At 63.7% G+C, this 16,666-nt stretch carries 15 protein-coding genes and 2 pseudogenes; 5 read left to right on the plus strand and 12 right to left on the minus strand.

Features of this window, described 5'->3' with window-relative positions; genetic code table 11:
- Positions 1-24 precede the first annotated feature (24 nt).
- Positions 25-1,458, plus strand: coding sequence for a methylenetetrahydrofolate--tRNA-(uracil(54)-C(5))-methyltransferase (FADH(2)-oxidizing) TrmFO (gene trmFO, locus V1273_RS18925; protein WP_334410533.1), 1,434 nt, complete (start codon positions 25-27; stop codon positions 1,456-1,458).
- Positions 1,459-1,461: 3 nt separating this feature from the next.
- Complete coding sequence (locus V1273_RS18930) at positions 1,462-2,556, plus strand: serine/threonine protein kinase (protein ID WP_334382131.1); 1,095 nt, start codon at positions 1,462-1,464, stop codon at positions 2,554-2,556.
- A gap of 116 nt (positions 2,557-2,672) precedes the next feature.
- Here the strand turns inward: V1273_RS18930 and V1273_RS18935 are convergent, their stop codons facing one another.
- The 5 genes from V1273_RS18935 to yajC are packed head-to-tail and all read right to left on the minus strand — an operon-like array spanning position 2,673 to position 6,966.
- On the minus strand, positions 2,673-3,536 hold the full coding sequence (locus tag V1273_RS18935) for a phytoene/squalene synthase family protein (RefSeq protein WP_334410534.1): 864 nt from the start codon (positions 3,534-3,536) through the stop codon (positions 2,673-2,675).
- Complete coding sequence (locus V1273_RS18940; RefSeq protein WP_334382129.1) at positions 3,533-3,916, minus strand: Mth938-like domain-containing protein; 384 nt, start codon at positions 3,914-3,916, stop codon at positions 3,533-3,535. The genes V1273_RS18935 and V1273_RS18940 overlap by 4 nt, the downstream gene beginning before the upstream one ends.
- Positions 3,917-3,918: 2 nt before the next feature.
- Positions 3,919-4,941: a protein translocase subunit SecF gene (gene secF, locus V1273_RS18945; protein WP_334362836.1), complete on the minus strand. Its 1,023-nt coding sequence runs from the start codon at positions 4,939-4,941 to the stop codon at positions 3,919-3,921.
- 9 nt (positions 4,942-4,950) lie between these two features.
- Positions 4,951-6,549, minus strand: coding sequence for a protein translocase subunit SecD (gene secD, locus V1273_RS18950; protein ID WP_334410536.1), 1,599 nt, complete (start codon positions 6,547-6,549; stop codon positions 4,951-4,953).
- Between the two features lie 54 nt (positions 6,550-6,603).
- Positions 6,604-6,966, minus strand: a complete 363-nt coding sequence (gene yajC / locus V1273_RS18955) for a preprotein translocase subunit YajC (protein WP_028345926.1) — start codon at positions 6,964-6,966, stop codon at positions 6,604-6,606.
- A 194-nt stretch (positions 6,967-7,160) separates the two neighbouring features.
- On the opposite strand from yajC, the gene V1273_RS18960 reads away from it, so the two are divergent.
- Positions 7,161-8,159: an ATP-binding protein gene (locus V1273_RS18960; protein ID WP_334410537.1), complete on the plus strand. Its 999-nt coding sequence runs from the start codon at positions 7,161-7,163 to the stop codon at positions 8,157-8,159.
- Between the two features lie 140 nt (positions 8,160-8,299).
- Here the strand turns inward: V1273_RS18960 and V1273_RS18965 are convergent.
- Together V1273_RS18965 and V1273_RS18970 are read right to left on the minus strand one after the other, a co-directional pair.
- A pseudogene (locus V1273_RS18965) lies at positions 8,300-9,680 on the minus strand (peptidoglycan DD-metalloendopeptidase family protein).
- Between the two features lie 109 nt (positions 9,681-9,789).
- A pseudogene (locus V1273_RS18970) lies at positions 9,790-10,435 on the minus strand (protein-L-isoaspartate(D-aspartate) O-methyltransferase).
- Between the two features lie 258 nt (positions 10,436-10,693).
- Here V1273_RS18970 and V1273_RS18975 point away from each other — a divergent pair.
- The gene (locus tag V1273_RS18975) at positions 10,694-11,071 is read left to right on the plus strand and encodes a response regulator (RefSeq protein ID WP_334410538.1); all 378 of its coding nucleotides are present in this window, start codon (positions 10,694-10,696) and stop codon (positions 11,069-11,071) included.
- Between the two features lie 209 nt (positions 11,072-11,280).
- Here V1273_RS18975 and surE read toward each other — a convergent pair whose 3' ends face one another.
- From surE to serS, 3 genes are all read right to left on the minus strand, one after another.
- Positions 11,281-12,048, minus strand: coding sequence for a 5'/3'-nucleotidase SurE (gene surE / locus V1273_RS18980; protein WP_334410539.1), 768 nt, complete (start codon positions 12,046-12,048; stop codon positions 11,281-11,283).
- Between the two features lie 96 nt (positions 12,049-12,144).
- A complete protein-coding gene (locus V1273_RS18985; protein ID WP_334412239.1) occupies positions 12,145-12,426 on the minus strand; it encodes a hypothetical protein in 282 nt (93 codons plus the stop codon).
- 71 nt (positions 12,427-12,497) lie between these two features.
- Positions 12,498-13,829, minus strand: coding sequence for a serine--tRNA ligase (serS, locus tag V1273_RS18990; RefSeq protein WP_334410540.1), 1,332 nt, complete (start codon positions 13,827-13,829; stop codon positions 12,498-12,500).
- A 292-nt stretch (positions 13,830-14,121) separates the two neighbouring features.
- Here serS and V1273_RS18995 point away from each other — a divergent pair, with 292 nt between their 5' ends.
- Complete coding sequence (locus tag V1273_RS18995; RefSeq protein WP_334408422.1) at positions 14,122-15,099, plus strand: IS110 family transposase; 978 nt, start codon at positions 14,122-14,124, stop codon at positions 15,097-15,099.
- A gap of 190 nt (positions 15,100-15,289) precedes the next feature.
- Here V1273_RS18995 and tatC read toward each other — a convergent pair whose 3' ends face one another.
- Together tatC and tatB are read right to left on the minus strand one after the other, a co-directional pair.
- Positions 15,290-16,111, minus strand: coding sequence for a twin-arginine translocase subunit TatC (tatC, locus tag V1273_RS19000; RefSeq protein WP_213287475.1), 822 nt, complete (start codon positions 16,109-16,111; stop codon positions 15,290-15,292).
- Positions 16,108-16,623 (minus strand): Sec-independent protein translocase protein TatB, encoded by a 516-nt coding sequence (gene tatB, locus V1273_RS19005; protein ID WP_028345917.1) that lies wholly within the window; start codon positions 16,621-16,623, stop codon positions 16,108-16,110. Before tatB ends, tatC begins: the two co-directional genes overlap by 4 nt.
- Between the last annotated feature and the right edge of the window lie 43 nt (positions 16,624-16,666).

Below are 16,666 nucleotides of genomic sequence, written 5' to 3' on the forward strand. Positions count from 1 at the left end.
CGAAAACGCGCTAACCCTCCGCGCATGATTTCCAACACTCCCCAAACTGACACCGTCCATGTGATCGGCGGCGGCCTCGCCGGCTCGGAAGCGGCCTGGCAGATCGCCAATGCGGGCGTTCGCGTCGTCCTGCACGAGATGCGACCCTTGCGGATGACCGAGGCCCATCGCACCGAGGGCCTGGCCGAACTCGTCTGCTCCAACTCGTTCCGCTCGGACGACGCCGCCAACAACGCCGTGGGCCTGCTGCACGCCGAAATGCGCCGGCTGGGCTCGCTGATCATGCGCTCCGCCGACGCCAACCAGGTGCCTGCGGGCGGGGCGCTGGCGGTCGACCGCGACGGCTTTTCCGCCGCCGTCACCCGTGCCTTGCACGACCATCCCCTGATCGAGATCGACCGCTCGGAAATCGCCGGCCTGCCGCCGGCCGAATGGGGCAACGTGATCGTCGCGACCGGCCCCCTCACCTCGGCGCCGCTGGCGGACGCCATTCGCGAACTGACCGACGAGAACGCGCTGGCGTTCTTCGATGCGATCGCGCCGATCGTGCATAAGGACTCCATCGACATGTCGGTAGCGTGGTTTCAGTCGCGCTACGACAAGGTCGGGCCCGGCGGCACCGGCGCGGATTACATCAACTGCCCGATGACGAAGGAGCAATACGACGCCTTCGTCGCGGCATTGCTCGCGGGCGAGAAGGTGGACTTCAAGGACTGGGAGACCAATACGCCCTATTTCGACGGCTGCCTGCCGGTCGAGGTGATGGCCGAACGCGGCCACGAGACGCTGCGGCACGGTCCGATGAAGCCGGTCGGATTGACCAACCCGCACAATCCGACGATCAAGCCTTACGCCATCGTGCAGTTGCGACAGGACAACAAGCTCGGCACGCTCTACAACATGGTGGGCTTCCAGACCAAACTGAACTACGGCGCGCAGCAGCGCGTGTTTCGTACCATTCCGGGGCTCGAGAACGCCGAATTCGCGCGGCTCGGCGGCCTGCATCGCAACACCTTCCTGAATTCGCCAAAGCTGATGGATGGGCAATTGCGGCTGCGCGCGCAGCCACGGCTGCGCTTTGCCGGCCAGATGACCGGCTGCGAGGGCTATGTGGAATCCGCGAGCATCGGCCTGATCGCAGGTCTCTACGCTGCGGCAAATGCGCGAGGACAGTCGCTCGAACCGCCGCCTGCGACCACGGCGCTGGGCTCGCTGCTCGGCCATATCACCGGCGGCCACATCGAAACGATCGAGGCCGGAACACGCTCGTTCCAGCCGATGAACATCAATTTCGGCCTGTTTCTCCCGCTTGCCAGCGTGCCGACCAAGAAGGCCGATGGCAGCAGGCTGCGCGGCAACGAGAAGACGGTCGCCAAGAAGCAGGCGCTCAGTGCCCGTGCGCTGACCGATCTCGATCGCTGGATCGCCGATCATCTGCGCGTAGCGGCGGCGGCGTAATCCATGGGCTTGCCGAAAGACGACGCTGCCATTTTGTCGGCGCGATGGACCGAAGGCGTGCTGCTCAAGCGTGACGTCTTTTCGACCGTCGAACGCGGCCGATTTAGCGACGATGCCGGTGAGGTCGATGCCGTGCTGCGCCGGCTCGATCAGGTGCCGCCATGGTCCTATCCGCTCGCCCAACATCTGTTCGTCCGCGAGCGCCGCGCGCTGGCATTGGCACGCGATCTCGACGTCGGCCCGAGACTGCTATGGGCCGGTCGGCAGGCACTGGTGCGCGGCTTCATCGACGGCGTCGCGCTGCATCTGGCAAAGCCCCATGGCGACATCGCCTATTTCCGTTCGGCCAAGCTCGCTCTTCGCAAGTTGCACCGCGCCGGCATCTGCCACAACGATCTCGCCAAGGAGCAGAATTGGCTGGTGGGCCGCGACGGCCGCGCGTACCTCACCGATTTTCAACTCGCGGCGTGCTTCAAGTCCCGCAGCCGGCTATTCCGGATCGCGGCTTACGAAGATCTGCGGCATATGCTGAAGCACAAGCGCAGCTATGCGCCGGCGGCGCTGACGCCGATGGAGCGCAAGATTTTAGCGCGCAAATCCCTTGTCGCCAGTATCTGGCTCAAGACCGGGAAGAAGGTCTATCAGGCCATCACCCGCGGCCTGTTCAACTTCACCGATCGCGAAGGCGGCGGCCGCCGGCTGGTCAACGATGCGCCGGTGCTGAGCGCCCTGATCAGGAAAAATCCTGAAGTGCGCGATACCGCCATTGTCGCCTTCGCCGACCGCCGTACCGGCGTCGGGCTGTATGCCTTCGTCGAGGCCGACAAGGTCGCGCTGGAAAAGCAGCTACGCAGCGAGCTTTCCTCCGCCAAGGGCGTCAAACCGCCGGAGCACATCCAGGTGGTGCATGCCCTGCCCCGTGATGCCGCCGGCAAGCCGCGCACGGAGATCCTGCAGCTCGTCGCCATGAACCAGCTCGACCTGATCGAGCCGCTGATCACGAGCGATATCGACCGCGCGTTCCTGAAGGACATTCTGGAGAGCCGTAAGAATCTGCGCGATCGGTTCAATTTTGAGAGTAGCGAGTTGAATTCGTGACAGCCACTCCAGCGTCATTGCGAGGAGCGCAGCGACGAAGCAATCCATTCTTCCGTTATGCCGCGAGATGGATTGCTTCGCTCCGCTCGCAATGACGCTGCAAGAGCAGCGGCCACCTACCCGCCAAACTCCCGCGAGCGCGAAGCGCGCCAGAGCGTCCACAGCGTCCGGAGTCGTGACGTTACATGCGGCACGAACGGATCGACATCAGCCCGTGACATACGCTCCAGATCGCGGCGGACCATCGCCAGCGGAAGGAATACCGGCCGCGCTTGGGGCGGCACATGCGTGAGCAACTCGAAGGCCGTACGGAGATGTTTTTGCCCCTCTCCAATCAACTGATCGATCGCGGCACGCGCCTGCGGCGTCTGCTTGCCCGAAAAGACCTGCTCCATGCCGCTGCCATGTTGCTGCAGCAATTGCAGTGGCACGAACAACTGCCGCCGCGCAGCATCGAGCGGCAGCGCTGCGATCACCTGCGCCATGCCCTGGGCGAGACCCGCATGGCGGGAGAGATGGTCGATCGCCACCGACGGCTGTGCCGCAGTCCGCGCAGCCAACGAGAACAGCGCCGAGGCAGTGTCGGTGACATAGCCTTCCAGCGCCGCCATCGACGGCATTGGATCATTGTAGAGATCGAATTGGTGCTCCTCGATCAGCCGCGACAGCGGCTCGATCGGCAGGCGGAATTCGGCAATGGTCTGCAGGAGTTCGGCTGCAACCGGATTGCCTTCGACGCCGCCGCGGCCGGCGCCTTCCAGCATATCGGTCCACCATTGCAGCCGGATTTCGCCCGGCAACGGCTGGCTGACCTGCTCGCGCACGCGCAAAATCTCGACGTTGAAGGCATAGATCGACAGCAATGCGCGGCGCTGGATCTGAGGCAGGAACAGTGTCGAGGCATAGCGGACAAAGTCGTGCGTGCGCACCAGATCGGCGCAGAACGCAGCAGATTCTTTCGACGTCGCCGTGGCGCTCATAGCACGGCGATCAACGCCGCAGCGACGCGCCGCCGCTCGCCAAGCATGATATTGTAGGTGCGGATCGCCGGTCCGGTCTGCATCGGGTCCAGCACCACCCTGACCGCACGCAGCGCCTCGCGCAGCCCACGCGGGGGCAGCCAGATTTCGGTGCCGGTGCCGACGATCAGCGTATCGATGGAATTGGCCGCCTTGAACACGCGGTCCAGCGAATATTGATCGATCTCCGCGGGCTTTGTCACCGGCCAGGCCCAGATGCCGTCCGGCAGGCACAGCAGCGAGCCGCGATGCGACATGTCGGCGAAAGCGAAGCCGCCCTTGCCGTAGGCTTCGATCGGTGCCGGCCTCGGAAGATGCGGAGCGTCCGAGGATGTTGCCATGACTATTTCTTTGCCGGCGTATCCGGCTTCTTCGCAGGCGTATCCGGCGCCTCGCGGTGCTCGCCAACGCCGAGATAGATCAGGATCGGCGCGGCGATGAAGATCGAGGTGTAGGTGCCGACCAGCACCACGCCGAACATCATGACCGCCGTGAAGCTGTGAATCGCGTGGCCGCCGAACACCAGCAGCGCCAGCAACGCCAGCGTCACCGTGACGTGGGTGATGATCGAGCGCGACAATGTCGAATTGATGGATTCGTTGAGCAGTTGCGGCATCGGCATTTTCTTGTAGCGCCTTAGCATTTCCCGGATGCGGTCATAGATGACGACCGTGTCGTTCAGGGAGTAGCCGAGGATCGTCAATAGCGCTGCGATGCTGGTGAGGTCGAAATCGACCTGCGAGATCGACATGAAGCCGATCGTCAGCACGATGTCGTGGACGTTGGCGATCATGGCGCCGAGCGCGAACTGCCATTCGAACCGGAACCAGAGATAGATCAGGATCGAGAAGATCGCGAGCATCAGGCCGATCATGCCGTAGGCCAGGAGTTCACCCGAAACGCGCGGCCCTACCACCTCGACGCGACGGTAATCGACACTGTCGCCGAGCGCGCCGCGAACTTTCTGTACGGCCGCCTGCTGGGCGGCGTCGCCGCCCGGCTGCTCGGCCACCCGGATCAGCACGTCGTTCGGACCGCCGAACTGCTGCAACTGGACTTCGCCGAGCCCGAGCGCGCTCAAAGTCGTGCGCATCGCGCCGATATCGGCGGGACCGGACTTGTTCTGCACTTCCAGCAGCGTGCCGCCCCTGAAATCGATGCCGAAATTCAGCCCGTGGGTAAAGAACAACACGATCGCGACGATCGAAAGCGCCGCCGAGATCGGAAAGCTGATGCGCCGGAAGCGCGTGAAATCGAAATGCGTGTCGTCAGGGACGATGCGCAGCGGCGGCAACAGGTCGAGCACGGCAACTACCGTCAGAATGACGATCAGAACGCCCAACCCAATGAGAACGTAACTAGTCACAGCAAATCCTTAGATCGGCACGGTCTTCGGCCGCTTCCACCGCACCCAACCGGCGACAATCAGGCTCGTGAGCGTAAACGCTGTGAAGACAGTGGTGATGATGCCGATGCCGAGCGTAACGGCAAAGCCGCGAACCGGGCCGGTGCCGATATAGAACAGCACCGCGGCGGCGATGAAGGTAGTGATGTTGGAGTCCAGAATGGTCGACAGCGCGCGCCGGAAGCCGGCATCGATCGCCGAAATCGCGTTGCGGCCGCCGCGCAATTCCTCGCGGATGCGCTCGTAGATCAGCACGTTGGAATCGACCGCGATGCCGACCGTCAGCACGATGCCGGCGATGCCGGGCAGCGTCAGCGTGGCGTTCAGGAGCGACAGGATGCCGAAGATCATCGCAACGTTGATCGCAACCGCGATGTTGGCGAACACGCCGAACAGGCGATAGGTCACCAGCATGAACACGATGACCATGATCGAACCGACATAGGCCGCAAGCTCGCCCTTTTCGATCGAGTCCTGGCCGAGGCCGGGGCCGACCGTGCGCTCCTCGATCACGGTCAGCGGCGCCGGCAGCGCGCCGGCGCGCAACAGGATGGCCAGATCGTTGGCGGCCTGCACGGTAAAGCTGCCGGAAATCTGGCCGGAGCCGCCGGTGATCGGCTCTCGGATCACAGGGGCGGAAATCACCTCGTTGTCGAGCACGATCGCAAAGGGCTGTCCGACATTCTCGGTGGTCGCTTGGGCGAATTTTCGCGCGCCTGAAGTGTTGAAGCGGAAGCTGACGATCGGCTCGTTGGTACGCTGGTCAAACCCCGGCTGCGCGTCGGTGAGGTCACCGCCAGACACCAGCACCTGCCTTTTGATGACGTAAGGCACTTTTGGCGACGAGGCACTCATTAGCACCTCTGAGTCCGCAGGCACCCGGCCCCCCTGCGCCTGCTCTGGCGACACAGTCGGATCGACCATGCGGAATTCCATTTTGGCGGTCTTGCCGAGCAGATCCTTCAATCGCGTCGGGTCCTGCAAGCCCGGCACCTGCACCAGAATCCGGTCGGTGCCCTGCCGCTGGATCACCGGCTCCACGGTGCCGAGCTGGTTGACGCGGCGCTCGACGATCTGGATCGACTGTTCGATCGTTTGCCGGATGCGGTCGGTGATCGCAGCTTGCGGTACGGCAAGGCGGATCAGGCCGCCGCCGGCGTCCGAAACCTCGAGGCTGCGCTGCCCACTTGAGCCGAGCAGACCGCCAAGCGGCTGCGACAGTTCACGCACCTTGGGGAGCGCCGCCTGCAGGTCGCTCTCCTTGACGCGGACCTCGACGGCGTCGGCGCGCACGGCCAAGCCCGTATACCCGATCTTGGCGTCGCGCAGCACGCGACGGACTTCGTCGCGCACCTGATCGAGCTTTTCCTTCTTCACGTAGTTGGAATCGACTTCGAGCAGCAGATACGAACCGCCCTGCAAATCGAGGCCGAGCACAATGTGGCGCTGCGCCCATACCGGCCAGGTCCTCACCCGCTCCTGGGGGAAGAAATTCGGAACCGCGCAAAGGCAAACGATCAAGGCGGTCAAAATGATCGCCAGCGCCTTCCACCGCGTGAAATACAACATCGAGTAGACCCGTCAGATCCAGGAAAATGCGCCGCGGCAAGCGGCGCGGAAAACTCAGCTCGCGGACGTCTCGTCCTTGGCCTCACTCTTTTCCTTGGCCGGCTCGCCCTTGGCGCGAACGCCCGAAATCATCTGCCGCATCTGCCGCACGCGGACGCCGTCCGAAATCTCGAACTCGATCTGGTCGTCGTCCACCACCTTGGTCACCTTGCCGACCAGGCCGCCCGAGGTGACGACGGTGTCGCCGCGGCGGATGTTTTTGACCAGTTCCTGATGATCCTTGATCTTCTTCTGCTGCGGTCGCAGAATCAGGAAGTACATGATCACGAAGATCAGTGCGAACGGCAGCAGCGACATCAACATGCTGTTGGCATCGCCACCGGCTGCAGCCTGGGCGTACGCAGGGGTAATCAGCATTCGAACAATCCTCGTGAGACGGAAAAGAACCGGCCATGCCTGGGCACAGCAGCTTGGGCATGTCGCCGGTCCGGGTAAATTTGCGCGGACTATAGCGGCGGCGGGCCCAATTGCAACGTTGGCCGCCCCCTCATTTAGGCCGCTTGCGAGAGCTTCCAAGGCCCGTTAAGGCTGCCCCGTCAGGAACTCGGGAAATGTCGAAAAAAGCCAAGAAAACTGAGGCCAAAACTGCGGCTCAAACAGCGTCCCGCGCCGCCCCCAAGGCCGCCGCGCGAGGACATGGGAAAACCGCGACAAAAGGTCCGGCAAACAGGCTTAACGGCGCCACCGCCGAGCGGATTGCCATCGCGCTGGAAGCGATCGCCGGCCATCTCTCGGCGGCCTCGCCGGCGACGGGAGGCCCCGAGGCGTTCGGCTCGGCCGATGCCTTTGTCTGGCATCCGGAGGGGCGCCTTTCGCCGGTGCCGCGCGTCAGCCGCGTCGACCTCGGCCTGCTCAAGGGCATCGACCGGATGCGCGACATCCTGATCGAAAATACCGAGCGCTTTGCCGATGGCCTGCCCGCCAACAATGCGCTGCTGTGGGGCGCACGCGGCATGGGCAAGTCGTCGCTGGTGAAGGCCGCTCACGCCAGCATCAACATCGACCGCAAGCCGGCCGACCGGCTCAAGCTGATCGAGATTCACCGCGAGGACATCGAGAGCCTGCCCGGCCTGATGGACCTCTTACGCAGCTCCGATTTCCGCTTCATTGTGTTCTGCGACGACCTCTCCTTCGACGGCAATGACGCCTCCTACAAATCGCTGAAGGCGGTGCTGGAGGGCGGCATCGAGGGACGCCCCGACAATGTCATCCTCTACGCCACGTCGAACCGGCGGCACCTCTTGGCGCGCGAGATGATCGAGAACGAGCGCTCGACCGCGATCAACCCCGGCGAAGCCGTCGAGGAGAAGGTGTCGCTGTCGGATCGTTTTGGCCTATGGCTCGGCTTCCACCGTTGCAGCCAGGATGAATACCTCGCCATGGTGCGCGGCTATTGCGGCCATTTCGGCATCAAGATTGCCGACGAAGAGCTGGAACGCGAGGCGCTGGAATGGTCGACCACCCGCGGCTCCCGCTCGGGGCGCGTCGCCTGGCAGTTCACGCAGGAATTGGCGGGAAGGCTCGGCGTGAGGCTGGCCGGGAAGTCGTGAAGGACTGCGTTCCCCGGGCGCTGCGCTGCGCGTAGCGGTGCGCTGAAGAACCGGGGTCCAACTTCACACGGCGCGCTACTGCGATGGGTCCCGGCTCTGCGGCGCAGCGTCCCGGTGCACCGCGTCCGGGACACGAAGCCTCACGCCCCGTTCAGGAATTGAAGCGGGTCAACCGGTGACGATCCCTTGCGGATTTCGAAGTGGAGCTGCGGCGACCCCACCTCGCCCGATTGACCCGATTTGGCAATGATCTGGCCGCGCTTGATCGTATCGCCGCGCTTCACCAGCAGTTCACTCGCATGGGCATATGCGGTGACGTAACCGTTGGAGTGCCGCACCAGAACCAGATTGCCGTAGCCCTTGAGCTCGTTGCCGGAATAGGCGACCACACCATCTTCCGCGGCTTTCACCGGCGTTCCTTCCGGCACCGCCAGGTTGATGCCGTCATTCGACTTGCCGTTGGTCTTGGCGCCATAGCTCGTGATCACCTTGCCGCGCACCGGCCAGCGGAAGGTCGGCAGCGCGCCGGTGGCTTCGCTGGGCTTGATCGAGGCTTGCTCGACGACGGGCTTCTCTTCAGTGACGTTAGTGACGTTGGTGGTCGCCTGTGCCAGCCGGGCGCTCTGCGGCGGGCCGCCGGCGGCAGCCATCTTGGTGGCCGGTGCCGCAACCGCTGCGACCGGCTGGGCGGGAGCTGCGACAACGGGCTGCGCCGCCGGCGCTGCGGCCGCGGATTTCGACCCGGGCACGGTCAGCTTCATGCCGAGGCTGAGCTTGGCGGACTGATCGAGATTGTTGGCCTTGGCGAGCTCGCTGACCGAAACCTGATTGCGCCGGGCGATGCTCATCAGCGTATCGCCGCGATTGACGACATGGACGGTCGGCGCTGCCGCCGCGGCAACCGGCTTGCTGGCCGCAGGCGCGAGGGCCGGCGCGGGCGCTGCCGTCGCCGTCTGGCGCGGAATGATCAGTTGCTGGCCGGGCGACAGCACGCGCGGGCCCTTATAGCCATTGGCCTGCAGGATCGCAGCGGCTGAAACGTTGTAGCGCTTGGCCAGAATGTCGAGCGTGTCGCTGGTGCCGACGATGATCGTAGTGCCGCCCGGCGCGGATGGGCGCGCAGCGGCCACCGAGCGCGGCGGCACCGTGGCGGTGGTCTCGATGGGCGGACGGGAAGGCGGCGCATAGGACGAAATCCCCCGCCCTCCTCCCGACACCCCCGCCCGAGTTGGCGGGATAGGCCGGCGGCGCAGCAACGGCGGGCGGCGGCAGGTCCTGGGACTGATATTGCGGGGTCGAGGTCTGCGGCCGGGCATATTGCGGCGGCTCGCGGCGTTCGACGGCGGGAGCGCGCACCGAACCGGTCGCTTCGGGCTGAGAGGCAAAGGGATTGGAGAACGAGCTATCGGAAAAGCGCGTCTGCATATCGGCGCTGCAGCCGGCAAAGCCGACCGACATCAGCGCCAGCACCGCGGCCTGCGGCACCCGACGCGAGCGAAGCAACTCGGCGAGACGGGACATGGTTACTCACTCGTACGCAACAAAATACTGTTTTGAGTAAACACGTACCGAGTAAATAACCGCTTAACCCTTGGAATAAGATGTTGGCGGGAACCGCCAATCCGAGATTCTACAGTTCGCGCGCAATTCCCGGCAGGGCCGGGACGAAGCGGACATCGACCAATTCCTTGCGCTCAAAACCGCTGTCCGTTCGGGTCACCCTGACCAGCGTCTGGCTGCCATGATGGGGCCCGACCGGCGCGATCAGGATGCCACCCGGCAGCAGCCGCTCCAGCAGCTTTTCGGGGATTTGCTCCATCGCAGCCGTCACGATGATGCGGTCGAAGTCGCCGGCGCCAGGCGGAATCTGGAAACCGTCGCCCAACATCACTTCGATATTGAAATAGCCCAGCGCTTCGAGCCGGTCGCGCGCGGTGTCCGCCAGCGTCCGGTAGCGCTCGATGGTCAGGACATGCGCGCATAGCCGCGACAGCACCGCGGCCTGGTAGCCGGAGCCGGTCCCGATCTCGAGTACCTTGTGGTGCTTTTGCAGTTGCAACTGCTCGGTCATGTAGGCGACCACGAAGGGCTGGCTGATGGTCTGCCCGCAGGCGATGCCGAGCGCGCTGTCACGATAGGCATGGCTGCGATCGCCAACCGCCACGAAAGCCTCGCGGGGCACCTCTTCCATGGTCCGCAGCACCGCCTGGTCGCTGATCCCCCCGCCGCCGCAGAGTGAGCTGAAACATCATCTTTTCGAGCGGTTCTTGGGACATCGCGGTCTCGTGGCGGGAGGCCTGCCGCCAATCCGGTGCTTCGGCCTCGCCGAGATGTAGTATAGCGTCCGCGCACTTAAGGAACGATTTCCTTAAAGATTGTTGTTCCTCGTCCGGAACTGGGACCGCGTCCCGACGTTAGGGGCCCGGAAAATCCTTCGCGAAGAGTCTTTACACAGCGCCTACCCGCCCATACCGACATTGCACCCGGGTCCTTTTTTTGCGAACCTCGACACTCGGAAGGGCAAGGAATCCATCATGGTAGCGACACGGCCGGCGGGCTGTTCAGTTTTCCTCGTTGAAGACGAGGTCATGATCCGCATGATGGTCGCTGACATGCTGGAAGAGTTGGGCCACAGCGTAGCCGCCGAGGCCGGCGAAATCGGTGAAGCGGTCAAGCTGGTGCAATCCACCGAATTCGATCTCGCCATTCTCGACGTCAACGTCAACGGCAAGGTGATCACGCCGGTGGCCGAACTGATCACAGCGCGCAACCGTCCGTTCATCTTTGCGACTGGCTACGGCTCCTCCGGCCTGCCGCAGGAATATCGCGACCGCCCCGCGCTGCAGAAGCCATTCCAACTGGAAACGCTGGCCCAGGTGATCGCCACTACGTTGAAGAGCGCGCCGATTTAGACGGAAGTTGCGCATCACGTGTCCCGGACGCGGTGCAGGGCCATAAGCGCGTTCACGCGCGTCTTCGACGCGCTATGGCGCTGCTCCGCAGAGCCGGGACCCACTCTTTCCCATGCACCATAGGCCCCGGCTCAGCAGCGCATCACCATAGTGCGTCGAAGACGCGCGTGGACGCGCTTTCGGTGCTGCGCTGCGTCCGGGGCACGAGCCTATTTCAACGTCGCCGTCAGCTCTTCCGAGAACGCTTCGTCGGTACGATCCAGCCGCAGCGGCGTGACTGACACGTAGCGCGCCGCGAGTGCCGCCAGATCGGTGCCATCGGCCGGTGCATCCATCGCCGCGGCGCGTTCGAACCCGATCCAGTAATACGGATTGCCGCGGCCGTCGTGGCGCTTGTCGATTTTCAGGAAGCCGAGATTGCGCTTGCCCTGCCGCGTCACCCGAACACCCTTGACCTGATCGGGCGTGCAGGCGGGAAAGTTGACGTTGATCACGGTATTTTTCGGCACGCCGGCGTCGATCACTTTACGCAGGATGCCGGGGCCGAATTTCAGCGCGGTGTCCCACAGCGGCGCGTGACGGGTCTCGATGGAAAATTCCTGGCTCAACGCAAACGATGGGATACCCAGGATCGTGCCCTCGAGCGCGCCCGCGATCGTGCCGGAATAGACGACGTCCTCGGCGACGTTGCGGCCCTTGTTGACGCCGGACAGCACGAGATCGGGCATCTTCTCGCCGAGGATATGGCGCGAGCCCATGATCACGCAATCCGTCGGCGTGCCCCGCACCGCGAAATGGCGCGGACCGATTTCGCGTAAGCGCAAGGGATCGTTCAGCGACAGTGAATGCGAGACACCGGACTGATCGAGCTCCGGCGCTACGATCCAGACGTCGTCGGACAGCGCGCGGGCGATCTCCTCGACGATCTTCAGACCGGGCGCATGAATGCCGTCGTCGTTGGTGCAGAGAATTCGCATCCGTCAAAATGCCTTCAGGTTCAGGTCGAGATAGGCTTTTGCCTTTGGCTGTCGTCTTATCCGGCTATCGCGGCTGAGGCAAACCGGCCTATTTCCTCATGTTTTCTTCATCCAGACACGCCAGGGGCGGGCAAATCTGGCGCCGCCATCGATTTTCATCTGCAGCTCCGGCGATGCCTGTTGCTCCGATTCGACAGGCAGAGAGGGCGCGCTCGCGTCCGGCGGTTTGTGCCGCGTCCGCGCAACCGCCAGCCCCCTGTCGAAGTCGGCGACGTTCATCCACTCCTTGGCATGCATGCGTTCGATCAGGTCGTCGTCCCACAGGCGGGCCACTTCGATATCGAAGGCGCCCATCAGCCGCTGGTCGATCAATTGCATCCCGTGGCCGGTGACAGCCCATTGCTTCCCGATCCAAAGGATGTCGCGATGCAATGCCATTTTGCTTTGCGCTATTTGTCCCGCTCGATCGTTTTGAGCCCGCCCATATAGGGCTGCAGCACCGCAGGCACCGCAATGGAGCCGTCTTCCTGCTGATAAGTTTCCATCAGCGCGATCAGCGCGCGGCCGACCGCCGTGCCGGATCCGTTCAGCGTGTGCACGAAACGCGGCTTGCCGTCGGGCCCGCGCGAACGCGCATCCATGCGCCGCGCCTGGAAGTCACCGCACACCGAGCAGCTCGAAATTTCGCGATAAGCGCCGCCCTCGCCCTGCCCGGGCATCCAGACTTCGATGTCGTAGGTCTTCTGCGCGGAGAACCCCATGTCGCCGGAGCACAGCGTCATCACCCGGTAATGCAGGTCGAGCCGGCGCAGCACTTCCTCGGCGCAGGACAGCATGCGCTCGTGCTCGTCACGGCTGGTCTCCGGCGTCGCGATCGAAACCAGTTCGACTTTTGTAAATTGATGCTGCCGGATCATGCCGCGGGTGTCTCGGCCGGCAGCGCCCGCTTCGGCGCGGAAGCACGGCGTCAGCGCGGTGAGCCGCATCGGCAGTTCTTTTTCGTCGACGATGGATTCGCGGACGAGATTCGTGAGCGAGACTTCGGCGGTGGGGATGAGACCCAGACGTTCAGTTTTCAATCGCTCATCCGGCGCTGCCAGCAGCTCCCCCTTGATGGCCCAGAACTGGTCGTCCTCAAATTTCGGCAATTGGCCAGTGCCGAACATCACGTCGTTGCGCACCAAGAGCGGCGGATTGACCTCAGTGTAACCGTGTTCGTTGGTGTGCAGATCGAGCATGAACTGCCCAATCGCGCGCTCCAGCCGCGCCAGGCCCTTCTTCAGCACCACGAAGCGCGCGCCGGAGAGTTTCGCAGCGGCTTCGAAATCCATGTAGCCGAGCGCGCCGCCGAGATCGTCATGCGGCTTTGTCGTGAAGGCGTAGTTGCGGATCTTGCCGTAGACATGGCGCTGCACATTGCCATGCTCGTCTGCGCCTTCGGGCACGTCGTCGAGCGGCAGGTTCGGAATCGCGGCAAGTTCTTTCGCGAGTTCCTCGTCGGCCGTCTTCGCCGCAAGCTCAAGCTCCGGCATTGTGGTCTTGAGCTCGGCGACCTCCGCCATCAGCTTGTTGGCGCGCGCGTCATCCTTGGCCTTCTTCGCCTCGCCGATTTCCTTCGAAGCCGCGTTGCGCCGCGCCTGCGCCTGCTCGGACGCCAGGATCGCTGCCCGGCGCTTCTCGTCGATCGCCAGCAGCGAAGCCGACAACGGCGCCAGCCCCCGGCGCTTCAGTCCGGCGTCGAACGCCTGGGGGTTGTCGCGGATCGATTTGATGTCGTGCATGGGTGATCAATCCTGAATCGTGCCGAAAAGGCGCGATCCCAGTACCACACTGGTCATCGTCAGCGAAAGCGGGTGATCCAGTATTCCAGAGCAGCGGCCGTGAATCGAGAGGCCGCGGCGTACTGGATTGCATGATGGCGTCGCCATCCTGTTGGATGGGGCGCCGGCGGCCCCTCGAGTACTGGTCAGGTCCTGCAAGACCGTGGGAATCTTAGGACCGCCGGCGTTACGGTCTGACACGCGCACGGTAGAGAGGGCCTGAGCCCGCATTGCAATCCGGCGTGCCGACCAGATGCATATTCTGTCGGAGAACAGCCACATGGACAAGATGGTGATCGGGGTGGACGTTGCCAAGGAGTGGATCGACATTGCGATCGCGGGTGACAGTCGGGTCAAGCGGATCGCGAACAGTGAGCGAGCGATTGACGCTTGGTTTATGCAGATCGGGGCCGGCTCGATCGGCCTGGTCGCGTTCGAGCCGACGGGCGGCTATGAGCGGCTTCTGCGACGGTGTCTCCGCCGCGCGAAGGTCGCCTTCAAGCAGGTGCACCCGAACGAAGTCGTCGCCTATCGCAGGCGGCGTGGCATCAAGGCCAAGACGGACCGCATCGACGCCAAATTGTTGGCCGACTTTGCCGCCGAGGAGCTCGCTCGCCGCGACATCGAGTCGGTTCCAGAGGCCGATGAGGTCTTACGTGAACTCGCATCGCGGCGCCGGCAGTTACAGGCTCTGCTGCATGCCGAGACCTGCCGCTGCGACGTGGCAGACAGCGCCATTGTGCGCAAGAGCCTGCGGGCGGTCATTGCCGCCCTTGAGCGTTCACTCGCTACGGTCGACAAGGCCATCGCCGAACGCATCGCAAGCTCCGCGCATGCCGAGACCAGCCGGCGGCTGCAAACCTTCTGCGGTGTCGGCCCCGCCATCGCGGAAACATTGATCGCGGACCTGCCGGAACTCGGACATCTGTCAGGCAAGAAAATCGCGGCCCTTTGCGGCCTTGCCCCGCACACGCGCGACAGCGGCAAGCAGCACGGGCATGCGTCCATTGGTCATGGCCGCTCCAGCGTGCGCAAAGTGCTCTTCAACGGCGCCCGCAGCGCGATCCAGCACAATCCGGTCATGAAGGCCTTCTACCGACATCTGGTCGATGACAATCATCGCCTGGGCAAGGTCGCGCTCACCGCCGTCATGCGCAAAATGCTGGTGACGCTCAACGCCATGATCCGTGACCGATCAGATTGGAGACACGCAGCCAGGCCTGCGGCATGAGCCTTCGATCATGGCAAGCCAACGCGGCAGCGAGCGCAGCCGGTCAAGGCCGGCATCGCCGCCGCGCAGCGGTCGCCTTGACCGGCGAGCACGATGCCGCACTCTCGCCCATGATCGACCTCTTGACGAACATCACGGTAGATTCCCGCTTTCGCAGGGAATGACGGCTCTCGGAGAGGAGAATGGCGCCCTACTCGGCCGGATTAGCTTCTGGCGGCGGGCTTGCGGGCGGCGTCCCCGTGGACGCCCGCGCCGCGGCGGCCTTCTTTTCCACCATGCGGACCGCGACGATCGCACCCTCGTAGAGCGCCATCAGCGGGATCGCGAGCGAGGCCTGGCTGATGACGTCGGGGGGCGTCAGCACGGCGGCAATCACGAAGGCGATCACGATGAAATAGCGCCGCTTCTCGCGCAGCATCTGGGAAGTGACGATGCCGATCCGGCCCAGCAGCGTCAGGATCACCGGCAACTGGAACGCGACGCCAAAGGCGAAGATCAGCGACATCATCAACGACAGATATTCGCCGACCTTGGGCAGCAACTGAATCTGCGCACTCTCGTCGCCGCCCATCTGTTGCATGCCGAGCGAGAACCGCACCAGCATCGGCAGCACCACGAAATAGACCAGGAGCGAGCCGAGCACGAAGAAGAACGGAGTTGCGATCAGGTACGGCAGGAACGCGCCACGCTCGTGCTTGTAGAGGCCGGGCGCCACGAATTTATAAATCTGCGTCGCCACGATCGGGAACGAGATGAAGGCGGCGCCGAACAGCGCGAGCTTCAATTGCGTGAGGAAATATTCCAAGAGCGCGGTGTAGATGAATTTCGAATTTTCGGCGCCCGCCACCCAGACGAACGGCCAGACCAGCACGTTGTAGATCTGCTTGGCGAAGAAGAAGCAGAAGATGAACGCAATGCCAAAGCCGAGCAGCGCCTTGATCAGCCGCGAGCGCAGCTCGATCAAGTGGTCCATCAACGGCGCCTTGCTGGCCTCGATGTCTTCGATGGTCATGACGCTTTGGCGTCCTTGAGAATGTCGGGCGCCGCCGGCGCAATATCCTGCGGCGCGGCCTGAACTTCACGCGTGATCGCCAGCGGCTCGGAGGCCGCCACATGCGCCTCGGCCTCGACGAAGGTTTCCGGTGTGGGCAGCGCTGGGGTAGTTGGCGTGACGGGCTCGCCGGTCGCGGAGGCAACTTGCGCATCCACCGGCTTGTCGGCAGGCTTGTCGATATCCCCAATCTGCAGGGCGTCGTTGACGTCTTTTTGCAGCGAGGTCATGACGTTGGCCGGCGAAAGGCCCGTAGCCACGTCCTTGACCTCATCAAAGCTCTTCTTGAGGTCCGCCATTTCGGCCTCGCGCATGGCTTCCTGGAACTGGCCCTGGAATTCGGCGGCCATCTTGCGCGCCTTGCCCATCCATTGCCCGACCATGCGCAGCACACCGGGAAGCTCTTTCGGGCCGATGGCGATCAGCGCGACGACCGCGATGACGACCAGTTCACTCCACCCGATGTCGAACATGAATTCTTCCGCTCACGCGAGACGTCCGCGCCCCAATCCCTTT

Origin of the sequence: Bradyrhizobium sp. AZCC 1721 (assembly GCF_036924715.1) — a bacterium.
Classification (GTDB): Bacteria; Pseudomonadota; Alphaproteobacteria; order Rhizobiales; family Xanthobacteraceae; genus Bradyrhizobium.